This window comes from Palleronia abyssalis (assembly GCF_900302445.1).
In the GTDB taxonomy this organism is placed as follows: domain Bacteria; phylum Pseudomonadota; class Alphaproteobacteria; order Rhodobacterales; family Rhodobacteraceae; genus Palleronia; species Palleronia abyssalis.
In genome coordinates, this window is record NZ_ONZF01000003.1 from 467,510 (window position 1) to 485,087 (window position 17,578).

The window sequence follows — 17,578 nt, forward strand, 5'->3', positions numbered from 1 at the left end:
GTCGGGATAGCCCTAGGCGAACGCTCCTCTGCCCCTCTGGTCAAGCATGTCGGCGACAGCGCAAACCACGGCATATTGCCCTTGATGGGCGATCCGGAAGTCCTCGCCGTAGATCGTCTCGTCCGGGGCTTCGGTGATCAGCGTCACGGGATAGGGCTCGTCTTCCGTCTCCGTCACGGTGAACGGAATGCTGTCCGCGTGCAGCTCGAATGCACGGTGAGAGACATAGCGATCATAGAGGCCCAGCATCCGTCGGTTCTGGCGCACCAGTTCGGGCAGGTTCGTCAGGGCGGCCAAGGCGACCTCCAGGACCTGTCGCGCCAGTCCGGCCCGGCCCGGGGCGTGTCGCAGGATCAGGAAGAACCCCTTGGGGATAGTCCATTGACCGAACCCGCGGGGAATGTAGCCCGACAGGGGACGGGTCCATTCGTGCGAAGGGTAACCGTGAAGGTTGACGTGCACCTCGGCGGCAAGATTGGCGCGCGCCAAATCCCGGATGGCGCTTTCGTGCATGCCCCCGCCGTGGCTGAGGTCGGCCCCGCCGGAGGTATACCGCGCAGCATGGTGCATGTGGTTGGGATGTGTTCGGCAAAGCTCTTGGAACACGGCGTAGCCGTCGGGATTTTCCAGCGGGTTCAGCGTAAAACTGACCGCCCCCTCGGCCGCCAGATCGCGTGCGGCGCGCAAGGCGCCGATGATCGGAGAGCTTTCGTTGGCGTGCTGACCGGCCGAGATCGCAAGCCGTCCCGGCCCGCTGCCCGCGACGAACGTGCCCCGCACCGCCCGGCCCTGCCGGGATCGGGCCGTGAACAAGGTGCCGCCCAGGGCGTCGAGATGCGCGCCGATGGCCGCAGGCGTCAGCCAGTGCGTCGCGCCGTCCAGTTCTGGACGTATCGTATCCTCCGCTTCGTCGGTAGCTGCACCTGAAGTCAGCCGCATCGAAAGGCGCGGTGTCGGACCCATGACGATCCGGGGGACGACCTGCCCGAACTTGACCGACCGTTCCTCGGGTCCGAGGCCTAGTCGGTGGCGGAAGATTTCGAGCGCGGCGAAATAAAGGTCTTCGTGCAAAGCCTCGGCGAGGGAAATACACTCGTGACCCACGGGAAGCCGCATGTCCTCGGCTGGGATCACCGCGTCGATATCCAGGCGGTCGAAGAACGGCCCGTCCGGTTCGGCGGGATCCAATGGATCAAGGGGCAAGGATCGGATTGCCTCGCAGGCGCGGGCGAAGATGGCTTCGTACTCCGTCAGAAGGTGGTACCCTGCCCCGGCACCGTCGGTGGCCCACCCGCAGCCCGCAAGGATCGGCTGCCCGTCTTCATCCTGGGTCCATCGCACCGGGACGGGAACGGACGTGGTGGCGCAAGGCGTCTCGACCCGGTATTCCGGCAGGCCCGATCCGTCGTGCGGCGAGGGAACGAAGTCGATCTCGCACCCGTCGAAAAGGGCATGAAGGGGGTAGCATTCCAGACGGAAGCGATCCTCGGGGCAGCCTTCGATCACGGGATACCTGATCGTCGCCCGGGGGGCGTCGGCCAGCAGACCGTCCTCGATCACGTCGTGAAGCAGGGTCTTGTAGGCCGACCGGACGCGCAAGGATCGACCCGACTGGCGCGCCAGATGCTCCGCCGCACGGCGCGCTGGCAAGCTTTCGAACAGCCATACAGTCTGCGCGTTTTCAGGCAGCGCGTCGAGCGTACGGGGGAAGGTTTCGTCTGTCGGGATCATGTGGTCCGCCCCAGCGGGTCGAGGCGGTCGCGCAACCAGTCGCCCAGCAGGTTCAGACCAAGGACCGTCAGCATGATGGCCAGCCCCGGGAAGATCGTCACCCAGGGCGCGGTCTGGATGTAGTTGCGCCCGCCCGCCAGCATCCCGCCCCAGCTGGGGATCAGCGGGTCGATCCCGAGGCCGAGGAAGGTCAGGCTGCTTTCCAGAAGGATGTTCGTCGCCACGTTCGGCGTGCCCACGATCACCAGCGGCCCCATCGCGTTCGGCAGGATATGCTTGAACAGGATTGCTCGATCGCGCAGGCCATAGCATTGGGCCGCCTGCACGTACTCCGCCCGTCGCAGCGACAGGACGGATCCGCGGATGAGGCGCGCGTATTGCACCCATTGCGCGACGATCATCAGAAAGATGATCCGGTCAAGGCCCGGCCCGATGATCGCGATCACCGTGATCGCCAGAAGGATGAACGGCAGGGCCAGCTGGATATCGGCAAAGCGCATCAGAAACGTATCCCAGACGCCGCGATAATATCCCGCGAACAGGCCGACGACGGTGCCGATGGCGACCGCCCCGATGGCCGAGGAGATCCCCACGAAGAAAGAGACACGCCCCCCCACCACGACACGCGCCAGAATGTCCCGTCCCAGCGGATCGGTTCCCAGCGGATACTCCCAAGTCTGGAACGGCGGTGTCAGACGGTCGACCAAAGATTGCGCCGTGCCGCCGCCGGGAAACAGCAGCGGCGACAGCAGCACCGCGCCGCCGATCAGGGCGATCAGGGCGATCAGGGCGATCAGGACGATCCCGGCGACGAATTCGAAACTCTTGAAAGCGCTCATCGGATCACTCCAGTCGGATGCGCGGGTCGAGCGCCATGTAGACGAGGTCCACTAGAAGGTTCACGGCAACGATCATGATCGCCAGGAACGAGATCACGGTCTGCAAGATCGGATAGTCGCGCTGCGCGATGGCCTCGACCGCCAGCGTGCCCATGCCGGGCCAGTTGAACACCAGTTCGACCACGACGAGCCCGCCCATCAGCGATCCGAACTGAAGGCCCAGATAGGTCACCAGCGCGATCGACGAGTTCCGAAGCGCGTGCTTGTAGATGACCGACCGTTCGCTGAGACCCTTGGCACGGGCGACCATGATGAATTGCTGGTTCAGCGTGTCCAGCATCGTGGTGCGCACGATGCGCAGGTTGGTCGCGGTCAGGATCACGCCGATGGTCACCGCCGGCATGATCAGCGATGCCGGGCTGCGGAAATCGGACGCGGGCAGCCAGCGCAATGAGACCGAGAAGATCAAAATCAGCACGATTCCCAGCCAGAAATTCGGGAATGACAGCCCTGTCAGCGACAGGAGGCGGATGATCTGATCCGACACGCTGCCCCGGTGCCGCGCCGCATAGACGCCAAGCGGGATCGAGATGATCAGGGATACGACCAAAGACGTCAGGGCCAGCAGGACCGTAGCCCCCAGCGCGTCGCTGACCAAGGGCGCGATGGGGCCGCGGAAGAAGCTTGCGCCAAGGTCCCCGGTGACCAGCCCCGACAGGAAGTCCCAGTACTGGACAAGGAACGGCCGGTTCAGCCCAAGACCTTCGCGCACGCGCTCCAGATCCTCGGGGGTCACGTTGGCGCTTTCCCGCATCATCACCGCAGGATCGCCTGTCAGGCGGATCGCGAACGAGATGAAAAGCGTGACCGCGACGACCACGAAGATGGCCTGAAGACCGCGCTTGGCGATGTATCCCAAAATCGGCATGGATCACTCCGAAGGCGTCACTCGGTTACGGCAACGTCCACCAGACGCAGGCGGATGTCGGGGGCCGGCACGAAGTTCTCGACCCGGTTCGAGACCGCGTAGATCTGATCCTCGACATAGAGCGGGATATGATACGCCTCTTCATGGGCCAGCCGTGTGACGTCCCGCAGGATCGCCTCACGTTCCTCTACTTCCGAAGTCTCGCGTTGCTCTTCGAGAAGGGCGTTCATCTCGTCCGAAGTGCCGTAGGGGTTCCGCTTCTCGCCGTTGTGGTAGGACAGGTAGGCGGTGTTGTCTAAATCGAAGGTCCAGCCGCCCCAGCTAAACTGGAACATCTCGTTCGTGCGCCCCTCGGGGACAATCTCGTTGAGGAAGACGCCGTCCCCAATCGGGTTCAGGCCGACGTTCAACCCTACCTGCCCGAAGAACCCTGTCAGCGCCTGCGCGACCTCGTTGAAGGTCGAGTTTCCGGCCCGGTAGTCGATGGTCATCTTGGCCCCTTCCGGCACGCCGGCCTCGTCCAGAAGCGCTCGGGCCTGTTCGGGGTCGTAGTCGTATCCCGTCAGGTCGGGGGCATAGCCGAAGGACTGGTCACCCTGAAGCTGCGAGATCGGCAAACCACGCCCCCCGAGGAACGCGTCGATCAGGGCCTGCTTGTCCACCGCCATGTTCAGCGCGCGGCGGACGCGCACATCCGCGGTGGCCGCTGGTTCGGCTGTCTTAAGCGCCAGCGAATAGATGGTCGGCCCCGGAACCGACATGATCTCGAGGTTCGGGTCGCCTTCGACCGTGGGGATCGCCGAATAGGCAAGGTTGTTGACGATATCGACGGATCCCGACTGAAGCTCGGCCAGGCGTGTCGAGTCCTCGCGGATGAAGCGGAACATCAGCTCGTCAAGCTCCGGCGCGCCTTCGAAATAGTCGGGATAAGCCTCCAGCGTCAGGCGCGAGCCTTGGTCTTAGCTCACGAACTGGAAGGGGCCGGCCCCGACCGGGTTCAGGTCGAAATGATCTTCGCCGTTCTCTTCGATATAGTCGTGCGGCTCGATCATGGCGCCGTAACCTGACAGCTTCGTCAGGATCACCGGGTCGAGCTGGGCCATGTGGATGTCGACGGTAGTGTCGTCGACGACCTCGACCCGGTCGATGGTGGTATAGTTCGATTGCTGCGGCCCTTGCGCGCCTTGTTCGCCCAGCAGGCGGTCAAAGGTGTATGTTACCGCTTCGGTGTCGAAGGGCTCGCCGTTGTGGAAGGTCACGCCTGCGCGCAGTGTGAACCGATATCGCATCCCGTCATCGAGCGTTTCCCACCCCGTGGCGAGGCCCGGTTGCAGTTCCAGGTTCTCGTCGCGGCGCACGAGGCCGTCGAAGATGTTACTGGCGATTCCGCCCCAGGCCAGCAGGAACGTGTCCACCGGGTCCCAGTTCTGCGGGGCCTGGCGCTGCGCGACCGTCAGCGTGCCATCGGCGAACGCAGGCAGTCCGACCCCGGCCAAGGCCGTGGCGGTCAGCAAGGCTTTCATGGTTCTGGTCATGCTTGAATTTCTCCCTGTTGCTCTTGTTCGAAAAGTTGATGGTCGTCGGCCATCATGTGCCCCGACGCGATCTCGACGAAGCCGTGCGGTCTGCGCGGATTTCCGACCGGGCGGACCGGGCCGGGGATATCGCCCGACAGATCGACCCGCTCGGGCCGCGTGTCGGGATCCATGACGGGGACCGCTTTCAATAGCCGCTTTGTGTAGGGATGCTGAGGATTTTCGAAGATCTGGCGGCGTGTCCCGATCTCGACGATCTCGCCCAGATACATGACCGCGACGCGGTGGCTGACCCGTTCGACCACCGCCATGTCAAGACTGATGAACAGGTAGGCCAACCCCCGTTCCGCCTGAAGCCGCATCATCAGGTTGATGACCTGGGCCTGAACGCTGACGTCCAACGCCGATACCGTTTCGTCCGCGATGATGAGGCCAGGATCGACCGCCAGGGCTCGGGCAATACAGATCCGCTGACGCTGCCCGTCCGAGAATTCGTGGGGATAGCGATCGGCATGTTCGGACGGCAGGTTCACCGCCTGAAGCAGCTCGGCCACCTGCCGGTCGGGGTCGGTCAGCAGGTTGTGGACGCGCATTGGCTCGATCAGGCTTTGGCGCACCGTGCGCCGCGGGTTCAGCGAGCCGACCGGATCCTGGAAGACGTACTGGATCTCGCGCTTGAAACGGGCGCGTTTTTCCGGGTCAAGCGACAGGATATCCGTCCCGCGATACAGGATCCACCCCGAAACCGGGGCGACCAGGTGTTGCAGAGTCCTGCCGACGGTCGACTTGCCGCTGCCCGATTCCCCCACCAGCGCCAGCGTCTCGCCCAGCGCGATCTGGAACGAGATATCCTCGGCCGCGTGGACCCGGTGCGTCACCCGCCCCAGAAGGCCCGAGGTCACGTCGTAGCGCGTCGTGACACCTTCAAGCTTGACCAGCGGCTCGGCCTGCTCGGGCACCGCGTGATCCGCCGCGATGTCCTCTTCGCCCAGCAGCGGGAAGGGCCGCGGGGCATCGCGGCCGGTCATCGCGCCGATCCGGGGCACCGCCGCCATCAGGGCGCGGGTATAGTCGTCTGACGGGGTCAGGATCACGTCGCGCGCCCTGCCCGTCTCCATCATCCGGCCGCCCTGCATCACCACGATCTCGTCGGCCATCTGCGACACGACCCCCATGTCGTGGCTGATGAAGATGGCCGAGGTGCCGAATTCGGCCTGCATGTCGCGGATGATCTGCAGGATTTGCGCCTGAATCGTCACGTCGAGCGCCGTCGTCTGCTCGTCCGCGATCAGCAGGTCAGGCCGGCACGAGACGGCCATCGCGATCATCACCCGCTGGCGCATGCCCCCCGAAAGCTGGTGCGGATAGCGGTCGAGCTGCTGGCGCGCGTTCGGCATCCGCACGAGGTCGAGAAGCCGCGCCGCCTCGTCCTTCGCCGTGCGGCTGGTCATGCCCCGGTGAAGTTTCAGGGCCTCGGTGATCTGGTTGCCCACGGTGAAGACCGGGTCGAGCGAGCTCATCGGTTCCTGGAAAATCATCGAGACCCGGTTGCCGCGGATCCGACGCAGGACGTTTTCCGAGGCACTGGTGATCTCGGTCGAGCCATCGGGGCCGTTCAGCGTGATTCGACCCGATGTGACCCGCCCGCCGGTGAATTTGAGCAGACCCATCGCGGCCAGCGAGGTGACCGATTTGCCCGATCCGCTTTCGCCGACGATGGCAAGGGTGCCTCCACGGGGGACGCGGAAGGACAGGTTCCGCACCGCTGAAGTGTCGCCGAAGGCGAGATGGACAGGTCCTCCACCTGAAGAATGGCACCCCCGCCGGTCATGGTGTGGTGGCGGCCACGCGGGCGACACGGTGTCCCTGTCGCAGATCGTGCAATGCGATCCGCTGGGGCGACTGTCCAACGGGGAAGATGGGGCTGGCCTCCTCGATTCCGGCGGCATCGGGCATCGCGGGGCGCGAGCGGGTCGGATCGGGCACCGGGACGGCCGCCAGAAGACGCTTGGTATAGGGGTGTTGCGGATCGCGCAGGACCGCGTCGCGCGGCCCTTCCTCCATCACCTGGCCCAACCGCATGACCATGACGCGATCGGCAACCCGGTCGATCACGGCCATGTCGTGGCTGATGAAGAGATAGGACAACCCATCTTCCTCCTGCAGTTCCTGAAGCAGGTCCAGAACCTGCGCCTGGACGCTGACGTCCAACGCCGAGACGCTTTCGTCCGCGACGATCACCTTGGGCGACAGGGACAGGGCCCGCGCGATACAGACCCGTTGGCGTTGCCCCCCGGAGAACTCGTGAGGATAGCGCGACAGCATGTCGGGTGACAGCCCGACGCGCTTGAACAGCCATTCGGCCCGGTCCTGCAGTTCGCTGCCGCGGGCCAGCCCGTGCACGCGCATGGGCTCGATCACCTGTTCGCCCACGGTCATGCGCGCATCCATCGACGCGCCGGGATCCTGGAACACCATCTGGATGTCGCGCAGAACGGGGTGCATCATCGCGCGGGACCGGCCGCGGGTCTGCACGCCGTCCACGCGGATCGAACCGTCCCACGGAACCAGCCCCAGAAGCGCCTTGCCGATGGTCGATTTCCCGCAGCCGGACTCGCCCACCAGTGCCAGGGTTTCGCGTTCCCTGATGTGGAACGAGACATTCTCAACGGCATGGACCCGCGCGATTGTGCGGTTGAGGATGCCGCCGGTGATGTCGAACCGGACGCTCAGGTCGTCGACCTCGACGATCTTCTTGCGCGCCTCGGCCTGCGGCCGCGCCGGAGCTGAGCCGAGCCGCGGAACGGCGGCTAGCAGCGTCCGCGCATAGTCGGTCTGTGGCGCGGCGAACAGCTCCCGGACCGGGGCCGCTTCCTCCTGCCGGCCGTGGCGCAGGACGATGACGCGGTCGGCCATCTCGGCCACGACGCCCATGTCGTGGGTGATCATCAGGACGGCGGTGCCATGTTCGGCCTGCAACGTGCGGATCAGATCCAGGATCTCGGCCTGCACGGTCACGTCCAGCGCGGTCGTCGGTTCATCCGCGATCAGGATTTCGGGGTCGCAAGCCAGAGCGATGGCGATCATCACGCGCTGGCGCATGCCACCCGACAGTTCGTGGGGATATTGTTTCAGCCGCCGTTCGGGTTCAGTCAGCCGCACATCCTTCAAAAGCCTCAGCGCCTGCTTCGGCGCCTCGGACCGTCGGCAGACCTCGTGTTCCAGTAGCACCTCGATCAATTGCCGTTCCACCGTCATCAACGGATTGAGCGAGGTCATCGGCTCCTGAAAGATCATCGCAACCCGGGCCGAGCGGATCTTGCGATAGCCGCGTTCGTCCATCGCCGTCAGGTCGGTTTCGCCCAGCTTGATGGCCCCGCCCGAGACCCGTGCCATGGGTTTCGGCAAAAGCCCCATGATCGCCAGCGCGGTCATCGATTTGCCCGACCCGCTTTCCCCGGCCAGCGCCAGCGTCTCGCCCCCCGTCAGATCAAAGGACAGGCGATCGAGCACGGTCTTCGCCCCCGCCTCGGTCGCGACCTGCACGGACAGGTCCCGAACGGTCAGGAGGGGCCGTGTGCCGCCCCCTCCGGTTTCACGCGTTTCGGTCATCCCAGCACGATCCGCGGGAAGTAGAAGGACACGACCCAGTTCGGCATGTCCACGATCTCGGAAATTCGCAAATCGCCCGCGACCGAGCACAGCAGATACGCATCCTCGGCCGAGAAGCCGTGATCCTTGCAAAGAAGGTCTACCATGGCCGACACGGCATCCTTCGCGCCGCTCATCATGTCGGGTCCGATGCCGGTGGTCACCTCATAGCCCTTGGCGTCCAGATGCCGCGTCACCGGCCCCGGCGTGGTGAAGCGCGGGAAGGCGAGCTTTTCCTGCTTCACGAGGTCAAGCGTGACCTCGACATCCATGGGCGACTCGATCGCCGTCCCGCAGACCTCACCATCGCCTTGCGCCGCGTGGGTGTCCCCGATCGAGAACAGCGCCCCCGCCACCTCGACCGGCAGATACAGGGTCGTCCCCGCCGCCAGATCGCGGATATCGAGGTTCCCGCCCATCCGCCGGGGCGGCACGACCGAATGCAGGCCAGGTTCTGCCGGGGCGAGGCCGATGGTGCCGGCGAAAGGCTTCAGCGGCACCTTGGCGATGTCGGAAAACAGCGCCGGGTCCAGCGTGTCGGGGTTGTAGTCCCAGACCTTCAGATGCGGGTCTTTGAACTGATCGGCCAGCAGGCCGAAGCCGGGAATGTTCGCGGTCCACCCGAAGCCCGAGGGGTGGAACGCCTCGATCTGAATCGTCAGCACGTCCCCCGGCTCGGCCCCGTCGACATAGACGGGACCGGTGACCGGGTTGATCTTGCCGAAGTCCAGCGACGGCACGTCAGCCGAAGTGCTGTCCTTCGTGAACTGCCCGCCCGAGCTGTCGAGGCACTGAAAATGCAGCCGACTGCCGGGCGCCACCGTTTCAGCAGGTGGGATCGAATGATCCCACCCGTGATGGTGATGGCCGTGGATCGTGTAATCGCAATTCTTGCACATCGGAAATTACTGCGCCTCGGTCGAGTAGATGTAGTCGTAGTTCACCGGGATATGGACCGGATCGACGAACAGGCTGTCGTCGCCCGTGACATTGTTCGAATGCAGGGTGAAGCGCTGCTCGTTGAAGACCGGCACCCAGGGCGCATCCTCCATGATGTCGAGGTAGATCTGGCGCCACGCCTCTTCACGGCCGTCCTCGTCGCCGACCATGGCATCGGCCTCGGCCGCGCGCTGGTCGATGTCTTCGTTGCAGTACCACGACCAGTTCCAGCCGCCGGGCGTGGCGCCCGCGCAGCCCAGGATCGGGCCGTAGAAGTTCGACGGATCGGGGAAGTCCGCGATCCAGGCCATGCCGCCCGACCAGATCATCGGGGCTTGATCCTCTTCACCGCCCGCGGCGATCACGTTGGCCTGGGCAAGGCTGCGGATCTCGGCATTGATGCCGATCTGGCTCAGGTCCTGCTGGATGGCCTGCGCGATGCGCGGGTTGGGATCGACGTTCATCACATAAAGCTCGGTGTCGAACCCGTCGGCGAAGCCCGCATCCGCCAGCATCTGCTGCGCGGCCTCGGGGTCGTAGGCATAGCCTTCGTAATCCTCGGCATAGCCGGGCATGGTCGGCGGCAGCGGCTGGTTGGCGGGGACCGCGCGATTGTTGATCATCTGGACGATGCGGTCCTTGTTGATCGCCATGTTCACGGCCTTGCGGACGTCGACATTGTCGAACGGCGCCATCTGCGTGTTCATGGTGATATAGCCGGTCTGAAGCTGGCCGCCCTCGACGATCTGGTCCTCGTATTCGGCGTCGTTCACGACTTGAAGGAACTGCGCGGGCGGGATGCCGTCGCCGGGCACGTCCGCGTCACCGTTCTGAAGGCGCAGCAGTGCCACGGTCGGGTCGAGGCCGATGTTGAACGTGACCTGATCCAGCTTCGGCACACCGGCGCGGTGATAGTCCTCGAACGCCTCGAAGACGAGGCGCTGGCCCGGCGTCCACTCGGCCAGCTGGAACGCGCCCGAGCCGACGGGCTGGCGTCCGAAATCCTCGCCCGCTTCTTCCACGGCTTCCTGCGGCACGATGGAGGCGAAGTTCAGCGCCATGACATGGCCGAAGGTGGCATCGGGGCGCGACAGCGTGATCTCGACCGTCTTGTCGTCGGTCACCGAGACGCCGGACAGGCCTTCGCCCTCGCCCGCGTTCCACGTGTCGAACCCGTCGATCATCGAAAAGAAGCCGGCGCCGGGGCTGCGCGTTTCGGGGTCGGTGACCCGTTCCAACGAATACTTCACATCCTCGGCCGTGACCTCGCGCCCGTTGTGGAACATGATCCCGTCCTTCAGCGTGAAGGTGTGGGTCAGGCCGTCCTCGCTGATCTCGTGGCTTTCGGCCAGCTCGTTGCGCAGGGTGGTCGTGCCGGGTTCGTAGCCCATCAGCCCGTCGAAGAGCGACTTGATCATCGACCAGTTCTGCCAGTCGTAGCCGATCGCCGGGTCCAGCGTTGCCACATCGTCCTGATAGGTGACGACCATCTCGCCGCCCTGTGGCGCGTCCTGGTCGACTTGGGCAAGTGCGCCGGTGGCCGTCAGGGCAATCGCCGAGGAAAGAAGCAGTTTCTTCATTGGGTTATCTCCACTGTTGGTCATTTTGTTTTAATTCTGGGATCGATCAGGGGCGCCACCAGGTCGGCAAGAAGATTGCCGAGAACGATGGCGGTGGCCGAGACCATGGTGACCCCCATGATCACGGGGATGTCGACGCGCTGGATGGCCTGCCAGGCAAGCTGGCCGATCCCAGGCCATCCGAAGACGCTTTCGACGACGACGATACCGGACATGAAGAGGCCGATATCGATCCCGATCATCGCGATGATCGGCAGGATCGCGTTCGGCATGACGTGCCGGGTGACGATGCGCAGTTTCGACAAACCCTTGGCCCGGGCGGTGCGCACGAGGTCCTGATTCAGCACCTCGATCATCGAGGACCGCATCATCCGGCTGTACCACCCCGCCCCCAGCAGCCCCAGCGTGACCGAGGGCAGCACGAAATGCGCCCAGGTGCCGTAACCGCCGATGGGGAACCAGCCCAGCTGTACGGCAAAGACGTAAAGAAGCAGGATGCCGATCACGAATTGCGGGGCCGAGATCGCCACGAACGAAAAGATCATCAGCGAATGGTCGGCGGGCTTGTTGCGGCGCAGGGCGGCGACGACGCCGATGGTCAGGCCGATGATCAGCTCAGTCACGATGGCGGTGACCATCAGCATCAGGCTGGCTGGCAGACGCGCCATGATCAGCGACGCCACCTCGGCCCGTTGCAGGTAGGACCGGCCCATGTCGCCCTGGAACAGCCCCGCCAGATAGCGCCAGTACTGCACGAACAGTGGGTCGTTCAGGCCAAGCTGGTCGCGGATGTTGGCGACCGTTTCCGCCGTGGCGGACCGCCCTGCGATCTGGCGTGCAGGATCGGCAGGGACGAGGTACAGCAGGATGAAGGTCACGAAGGTGATCCCCAGAAGGATCAGCGCGCTTTCGAACAGGCGGCGCAGAAGATAGCCCCACATCAGTGCCGCCCCTTCAAAGTCGGGTCGAGGATGTCGCGCAGCGCGTCGCCCACGAGGTTGAAGCCCAGCGCCAGAAGCACGATCAGCAGGCCCGGGAAGAACACCAGCCACGGCGCGGTCGAGAAATAGGTCTGGTTCTCGAAGATGATGTTGCCCCAGGACGGCATCGGCGGCTGCACCCCGACGCCGAGGTAGCTGAGCGTCGCCTCCAGCAGAACGGTCGTGGAAATCCCCAGCGTTCCGAACACGATGATCGACGACAACAGGTGCGGCAGCAGGTGCTTGAACAAAATGCGGATCGGGCCCGAGCCGATGGCGCGCTGGACCTGGATGAACTCGCGCTCGGCCAGGCTGCGCGTTTCGGTATAGATCACCCGGCTCATCTGCACCCAGTTCACCATGGCGATGACAAGGGCCACGATCATCAACGAAGGCTGGAAGATCGCCGCCAGCACGATGGCAAGCAGTAGCGCCGGGAACGCCATCATCAGGTCGGTGAAGCGCATCAGGATCGCCGCCGTCCAGCCGCCGAAATAGCCCGCCGTGATGCCCACGCCCGCACCCAGCAGAACCGCGATGCCGTTGGCCACCACGCCGATGATCAGCGAGGTGCGCGTCCCGAGGATCAGGCGCGAGGCCAGATCGCGCCCCAGAAGGTCGGTGCCCAGAAGGTAGTCCCCGCCGGGCGGCAAAGGCGCGCCCATGAGATCGAGGCCGTCGAAGCTTTGCGCGAACGGATCCTGCGGCATGATCCACGGGGCGAACACGGCGGCGAAGACCATCAGCGCGATGATGATCAGCCCGAAGGCAGCGCGCGGGCGGCGCAGCAATTCGCCCAGCACCACGCGGGCCCGCGACGGCTTGCGCGGTCTTGCGGCGGGATCGGTTGCCACGCTCATCAGCCGCCCATCCTGGAAGGCTGCCGCTCGGTCAGAAGCCGGGCGGCGGCGTCCTCGAGCGAAATTTGCTCGACCATGGCCATCGCGCGCAACTGCTTCAGTGCCAAGGCCTCGTCGCCGCAGTCGGGCATCAGCGCCAGAACCGCCCGGATCACGTCCAGCCGGCCCGCGCGCTGGCGGGCCACGTCGCGATCCTGTTCGGACCGCTGCGTTTTGCGGGCAAAGGTCTCGTGCGCGATGACGAGTGCCGAGAACAGGTTGCCCAGCGCCGAAAGCGGAAGGTACGCATCGACCCCCTGCCCCAACGCCCAAGCCAAACGCCCCGGGCTTTCTGACCCGATCAGCCCGATCAGTGGCACCGGCGCGCGGCCTGCGTCCCAAGGCAGTTGCCCGTCATGCCCGGTGTCGATGTCGAGGATGATCATGTCCGCCTGCTCGGCGGTCCCAAGGTCGAGATCGCCGGTATGGGGGATCGCGCGGATGCCCAGACGGTCGCAGCGTTCGACGACCCGGCGCACCGGCTCTTCCGAGCGGTGCAGGACCAGGGCGGTCAGACCGGCGAAGTTGTGCAGGGGAAATTGCGTCATGTCACAACCTTCAGATTGGGACGGCGGGGCCTATCGGCCTGCCTTTGATGGGCAAGATAAGGATCGGCGGGGATCGTGGCCGGTGCACGGTCGATCACGCGGAACGCCCCGTCCTTTGCCAGCGCAAGACGCGGGGCAAGCGCGGCGTGGCGCATCACCGGGTCGATGCGCATCTCACCCATCGCGGTTAGGTGTGGATGCGCCGAAGCGGCCGCGAAGACCTTGCGGGGGGCGTCCGTTCCGGCCGTCCGGGCCGCCGCCGCGAAGATCTCGACCGCGGCATATGCACTGGCGAGGAAGGCGGAAACGCGGGCGTTCGGCGCGAAGCGCGCGGCGGCATCGACCAGCGCGGGGTCGGCATCTTCCTCGAAGAACGCACCTGCCGACAGAAGCCCGTCAGCGGCGGACCCCAGCGTGTCGAGGTCGGCCTCGGTCTGGTTGAAGCTGACGACATGCCCGTCTCGTCCGCGCCGCGCGGGATCGCGCGCCATGAGGTCGCGCAGGAAGGTGCTGTTCGACGGACCAATCAAGCTGTTGCAAACACAGTCCGCGCCGGTGGCCACGATTTCTTCGACGACATGGGCATGCTCGGTCGAGCCGAGCGGCACGTAACGCTCGCCCACGATTTCGACCCCGGCGGCCTGCAACCGATCCCGCGCGAGGCGCAGCGTCTCCCATCCCCAGACGTAATTCGACCCAACCAGATACGCGCTGCGCATGCCGCTGTCTGCGATCCAATCGATGGCTGGCACGACGTGGTGGTTCGGCGCCGCGCCCAGATAAACGACGTGGTCGTTACACTCGAACCCCTCGTAGGGACACGGATACCACAAAAGGCCGTCCTTGCGTTCAAGAACCGGGATCATCTCCTTCCGGCTCCAGGACGTGATGGCACCGACGATGTGGCGCACGCCGTCGTCCAGAAGTTCGGACGCCATGCTCTCGTACCGGGTCACGTCGCCCCCAGGATCGCATATGGACGGCTCGATCTCGACGGTGTCCTTCAGCGCTTCGATCGCGCCCAGCGCGCCCGCCAGCGCACCTTGCCCCAGCGCGGCATAGCTGCCCGTGGTCGAGAAAATCAGACCGAGCCTGAGCGTCATGGCACCCCCGTGAACGAAAAAAGCCCCGCACCCCCGATTGCGCCGAGGAAATGCGGGGCCCGATTGCCCTTGGCCGACGATCCGGCCGTTTGGACAACACTGCGCGGATCGGTGCCGTCTGTCCAGAGGGGTCCGAGCCTCGGCGTCTCCGTTCACGGCGCGCCTAATTTTCGGGCAGTTTTTTGAGGCCATGACGCCTCGGACGGCGCCGCAGCAGCAGGTTCGCGCGACGAACTCGTGGTTTTACCCGAACGGCCCGCGGATGTTCAGGATCACGGGCGGCCTGCGGTCATCGAGTGGGCGGCGCATAAAGCCCGAACTCAAGAAGACTCGGGTGCCCGAACGGGGGTCCCTCGGCCCGCCTCTGCCGCGACACCGTTCATGAGGATGGACACGACCGACTGCGCCACCTCTTCGCGCGACATCGGCCCCTCGGGATCGAACCAGCGGGCGATCCAGTTCAGCGCGCCCGCCAGAGTGAACGAGATCATCCGTTCGCTTTCAGGCGCGATCGTTCCGTCCGCGATCCCGTCCCGGATCACCTGTCGCATCGTCTGGTCGATCTCGCGCTTCAGCGCCCGGAACCGCGCCCGCGAGGCGGGCGACAATTCGTGGTCGGCGGTGCGGGAGATGCAGATACAGAAGTCCTGCGTCATGCAGATCGCGTACATGTAGGCCAGCGACTTCAGACGCTCCAACCCGGTGCCGCCCTGCGCTTCGACCCGCCCGGCCGCGTCAGCGATGGAGTGAAGGCCCTGCACCACGCATTCGAACAGGATTTCATCCTTGTTGCGAAAGTAGTGATAGATGGTTGGCTTGGTGACGTTCAACGCCTTGGCGACGTCATCCAGAGAGGTGGCGTGAAACCCCTTTTCATTGAAGAACCGCACGGCCATGGTCATCACCGCCTCGCGTTTCAAGGCGCGGCTGCGGGTCCGGTCGGTCTTCTTGGGCCAGGGCGATCCTTCGTCCGGCGCGGAATTCGTGCTCACCCCGACGCGCTCCTTCTCGAAATCTTCTCTTGCGTCAATTTTTTACCCGTGAGTAACATCCAGGTCAACGCGTGGTGAAGACCCGCGCGGAGGGAGGAGCCATGGTCGCGACGCACGAACCCCGGGGGCAATCGTCCCGGGCAAGGCAATGATGTCCAAGGGGCCGGCGCGCCTTGATGTACAAGGAGTCACGCTGACCTTTGGTGGCGTGCGCGCGCTGAACGACGCCTCGTTCACCGCCGAGGCGGGATCAATCACCGCCGTGATCGGGCCGAACGGGGCCGGCAAGACCTCGGTGTTCAACTGCATCACCGGATTCTATCGCCCCACCGCTGGCAGGATTGTCCTGGATGGCGAGGACATTACGAAAGTGCGCCCCCCGGCCCGCGCGGCCCGAGGCCTTGCGCGGTCGTTCCAGAACATCGCGCTGTTTCACGGCATGACCGTCCTCGACAACATCAAGCTGGGGCGCCACGCCTACATGAAGACCAATCTGTTGCAGGCGTTCTTCTATGCCGGTCCCGCCAAGCGCGAGGAGGAGGCGCTGCGCCGCGAGGTCGAAGAGCGGATCATCGACTTCCTCGAGATCGACCACATCCGCAACAAATCCGTCTCGGTCCTGTCCTACGGCTTGCAGAAACGGGTCGAGCTGGCGCGGGCGCTGGCGATGCAGCCGCGCGTGCTGCTGCTGGACGAGCCGGTGGCCGGCATGAACCGGGAAGAGACCGAGGACATGGCCCGCTTCATCCTGGACGTGAAGGAGGAATGGGGCACGACCATCGTCATGGTCGAACACGACATGGGCCTTGTCATGGACATCTCGGATCACGTGACCGTCCTGAATTTCGGCGAGGTGATCGCCAGCGGAACGCCAAAAACCGTGCAGAACGACCCACGCGTCGCCGAGGCGTATCTGGGCAGCGGCGATCCCCAGGCCCTCGTCAAACGGATCGAGCGCGAGATGGCGTCATGAGCGAGTGGTTGTTCTTTCTGGAAGTGACGCTGGCCGGGCTGGGGTCCGGCGCGCTGCTCGCACTGACGGCGCTGGCCTATGTGCTGATCTACAAGGCGACGCGCGTGGTGAACCTTGCCGTGGGCGAGATGCTGATGCTGGGCGCCTACCTCTTTTTCGCTTTCGCGGCCGGGTGGGGGCTATCGGCCTGGATCGCGATTCCGCTGGCGATCATCGGCGGCGGGCTGGTCGGCGGCATCGTCGAGCGTGGGCTGATCCGCCCCATGCTGGGGGAAAGCGCGATCTCGGTCTTCATGGTGACCGTGGGGCTTGGCTCGGTCATCGTGGGCCTTGTCGAATTGGTCTGGGGCACCGATCCGCGCGCCCTACCCGCCTTCATCGACACCTCGCCGCTGTTCCTGGGCGAGGCCTATGTCTCGCGCAAGATCGCGGTCGCTTTCGTGACGGCGGCGATCGTCATCGGGCTGTTCCTGATCCTGTTCCGCTTCTGGCGCGGCGGCGTAGCGCTTCGTGCCACCGCGACCGATCAGGCTGCCGCCTATTCCTGCGGGATCAACGTGCCCGGCGTCTACTCGGCCGCGTGGGTCATCGGCGGCGCAACCGCTGCGGGCGCGGGCCTTCTGCTGGGGGCGATCGGGGGGATCTCTCCGGTCATGGGGGTGTTCGGATTGTCCGCGCTGGTCGTGGTGATCGTGGGCGGGCTCGACTCGGTGCTGGGGGCGCTGATCGGGGGCCTCGCGCTGGGCATGATCCAGTCCTGGACCAGCACCTATGTGGGCGGCGAATACACCAATGTCGTGACCTTCGGCATCATGATCTTCGCGCTGATGCTGCGCCCCTACGGCCTGTTCGGCACCCACGAGATCGAAAGGCTGTAACC

General features: G+C 65.0%; 14 protein-coding genes and 1 pseudogene. 2 read left to right on the top strand and 13 right to left on the bottom strand.

All coding sequences use genetic code 11. The features are described 5' to 3' along the window. Positions 1 to 12: 12 nt before the first annotated feature. The 13 genes and pseudogenes from PAA8504_RS09555 to PAA8504_RS09615 form a co-directional block, all read right to left on the bottom strand. Entirely contained in the window at positions 13 to 1,731 is a 1,719-nt protein-coding gene (locus tag PAA8504_RS09555) for a M14 family metallopeptidase (RefSeq protein WP_108893943.1), read from the bottom strand. Then, positions 1,728 to 2,570: an ABC transporter permease gene (locus tag PAA8504_RS09560; protein WP_108893944.1), complete on the bottom strand. Its 843-nt coding sequence runs from the start codon at positions 2,568 to 2,570 to the stop codon at positions 1,728 to 1,730. Before PAA8504_RS09560 ends, PAA8504_RS09555 begins: the two co-directional genes overlap by 4 nt. A 4-nt stretch (positions 2,571 to 2,574) precedes the next feature. Further along, complete coding sequence (locus PAA8504_RS09565) at positions 2,575 to 3,498, bottom strand: ABC transporter permease (RefSeq protein WP_219928908.1); 924 nt, start codon at positions 3,496 to 3,498, stop codon at positions 2,575 to 2,577. Positions 3,499 to 3,515: 17 nt separating this feature from the next. Beyond that, positions 3,516 to 5,033 (bottom strand): annotated as a pseudogene (locus PAA8504_RS22275) (ABC transporter substrate-binding protein). Next, on the bottom strand, positions 5,030 to 6,796 hold the full coding sequence (locus PAA8504_RS09575) for a dipeptide ABC transporter ATP-binding protein (protein WP_181375758.1): 1,767 nt from the start codon (positions 6,794 to 6,796) through the stop codon (positions 5,030 to 5,032). The pseudogene PAA8504_RS22275 and the gene PAA8504_RS09575 overlap by 4 nt, the downstream one beginning before the upstream one ends. Positions 6,797 to 6,860: 64 nt before the next feature. After that, entirely contained in the window at positions 6,861 to 8,645 is a 1,785-nt protein-coding gene (locus tag PAA8504_RS09580) for an ABC transporter ATP-binding protein (protein ID WP_108893946.1), read from the bottom strand. Beyond that, positions 8,642 to 9,583, bottom strand: a complete 942-nt coding sequence (locus PAA8504_RS09585; RefSeq protein WP_108893947.1) for an acetamidase/formamidase family protein — start codon at positions 9,581 to 9,583, stop codon at positions 8,642 to 8,644. Before PAA8504_RS09585 ends, PAA8504_RS09580 begins: the two co-directional genes overlap by 4 nt. 6 nt (positions 9,584 to 9,589) lie before the next feature. Continuing rightward, complete coding sequence (locus PAA8504_RS09590; protein WP_108893948.1) at positions 9,590 to 11,203, bottom strand: ABC transporter substrate-binding protein; 1,614 nt, start codon at positions 11,201 to 11,203, stop codon at positions 9,590 to 9,592. A 20-nt stretch (positions 11,204 to 11,223) separates the two neighbouring features. Then, complete coding sequence (locus PAA8504_RS09595; RefSeq protein ID WP_108893949.1) at positions 11,224 to 12,144, bottom strand: ABC transporter permease; 921 nt, start codon at positions 12,142 to 12,144, stop codon at positions 11,224 to 11,226. Further along, the gene (locus tag PAA8504_RS09600; RefSeq protein ID WP_108893950.1) at positions 12,144 to 13,043 is read right to left on the bottom strand and encodes an ABC transporter permease; all 900 of its coding nucleotides are present in this window, start codon (positions 13,041 to 13,043) and stop codon (positions 12,144 to 12,146) included. Before PAA8504_RS09600 ends, PAA8504_RS09595 begins: the two co-directional genes overlap by 1 nt. Beyond that, positions 13,043 to 13,630, bottom strand: a complete 588-nt coding sequence (locus tag PAA8504_RS09605) for an ANTAR domain-containing response regulator (RefSeq protein WP_108893951.1) — start codon at positions 13,628 to 13,630, stop codon at positions 13,043 to 13,045. Before PAA8504_RS09605 ends, PAA8504_RS09600 begins: the two co-directional genes overlap by 1 nt. Then, entirely contained in the window at positions 13,627 to 14,733 is a 1,107-nt protein-coding gene (locus tag PAA8504_RS09610) for a transporter substrate-binding protein (protein ID WP_181375749.1), read from the bottom strand. The genes PAA8504_RS09605 and PAA8504_RS09610 overlap by 4 nt, the downstream gene beginning before the upstream one ends. 320 nt (positions 14,734 to 15,053) lie before the next feature. Beyond that, positions 15,054 to 15,725 (bottom strand): TetR/AcrR family transcriptional regulator, encoded by a 672-nt coding sequence (locus tag PAA8504_RS09615; protein WP_219928910.1) that lies wholly within the window; start codon positions 15,723 to 15,725, stop codon positions 15,054 to 15,056. A gap of 151 nt (positions 15,726 to 15,876) precedes the next feature. On the opposite strand from PAA8504_RS09615, the gene PAA8504_RS09620 reads away from it, so the two are divergent. Then, entirely contained in the window at positions 15,877 to 16,698 is an 822-nt protein-coding gene (locus PAA8504_RS09620; RefSeq protein WP_245897578.1) for an ABC transporter ATP-binding protein, read from the top strand. After that, complete coding sequence (locus tag PAA8504_RS09625) at positions 16,695 to 17,576, top strand: branched-chain amino acid ABC transporter permease (protein ID WP_108893954.1); 882 nt, start codon at positions 16,695 to 16,697, stop codon at positions 17,574 to 17,576. Before PAA8504_RS09620 ends, PAA8504_RS09625 begins: the two co-directional genes overlap by 4 nt. The last annotated feature ends 2 nt before the right edge of the window (positions 17,577 to 17,578 follow it).

Bases quoted from the DNA above. Each gene is read 5' to 3' on its own strand.
- PAA8504_RS09605 (WP_108893951.1), bottom strand. From the start codon at position 13,630: ATGACGCAATTTCCCCTGCACAACTTCGCCGGTCTGACCGCCCTGGTC.
- PAA8504_RS09585 (WP_108893947.1), bottom strand. From the start codon at position 9,583: ATGTGCAAGAATTGCGATTACACGATCCACGGCCATCACCATCACGGG.
- PAA8504_RS09610 (WP_181375749.1), bottom strand. From the start codon at position 14,733: ATGACGCTCAGGCTCGGTCTGATTTTCTCGACCACGGGCAGCTATGCC.
- PAA8504_RS09620 (WP_245897578.1), top strand. From the start codon at position 15,877: ATGTCCAAGGGGCCGGCGCGCCTTGATGTACAAGGAGTCACGCTGACC.
- PAA8504_RS09590 (WP_108893948.1), bottom strand. From the start codon at position 11,203: ATGAAGAAACTGCTTCTTTCCTCGGCGATTGCCCTGACGGCCACCGGC.
- PAA8504_RS09555 (WP_108893943.1), bottom strand. From the start codon at position 1,731: ATGATCCCGACAGACGAAACCTTCCCCCGTACGCTCGACGCGCTGCCT.
- PAA8504_RS09580 (WP_108893946.1), bottom strand. From the start codon at position 8,645: ATGACCGAAACGCGTGAAACCGGAGGGGGCGGCACACGGCCCCTCCTG.
- PAA8504_RS09600 (WP_108893950.1), bottom strand. From the start codon at position 13,043: ATGAGCGTGGCAACCGATCCCGCCGCAAGACCGCGCAAGCCGTCGCGG.
- PAA8504_RS09625 (WP_108893954.1), top strand. From the start codon at position 16,695: ATGAGCGAGTGGTTGTTCTTTCTGGAAGTGACGCTGGCCGGGCTGGGG.
- PAA8504_RS09560 (WP_108893944.1), bottom strand. From the start codon at position 2,570: ATGAGCGCTTTCAAGAGTTTCGAATTCGTCGCCGGGATCGTCCTGATC.
- PAA8504_RS09565 (WP_219928908.1), bottom strand. From the start codon at position 3,498: ATGCCGATTTTGGGATACATCGCCAAGCGCGGTCTTCAGGCCATCTTC.
- PAA8504_RS09595 (WP_108893949.1), bottom strand. From the start codon at position 12,144: ATGTGGGGCTATCTTCTGCGCCGCCTGTTCGAAAGCGCGCTGATCCTT.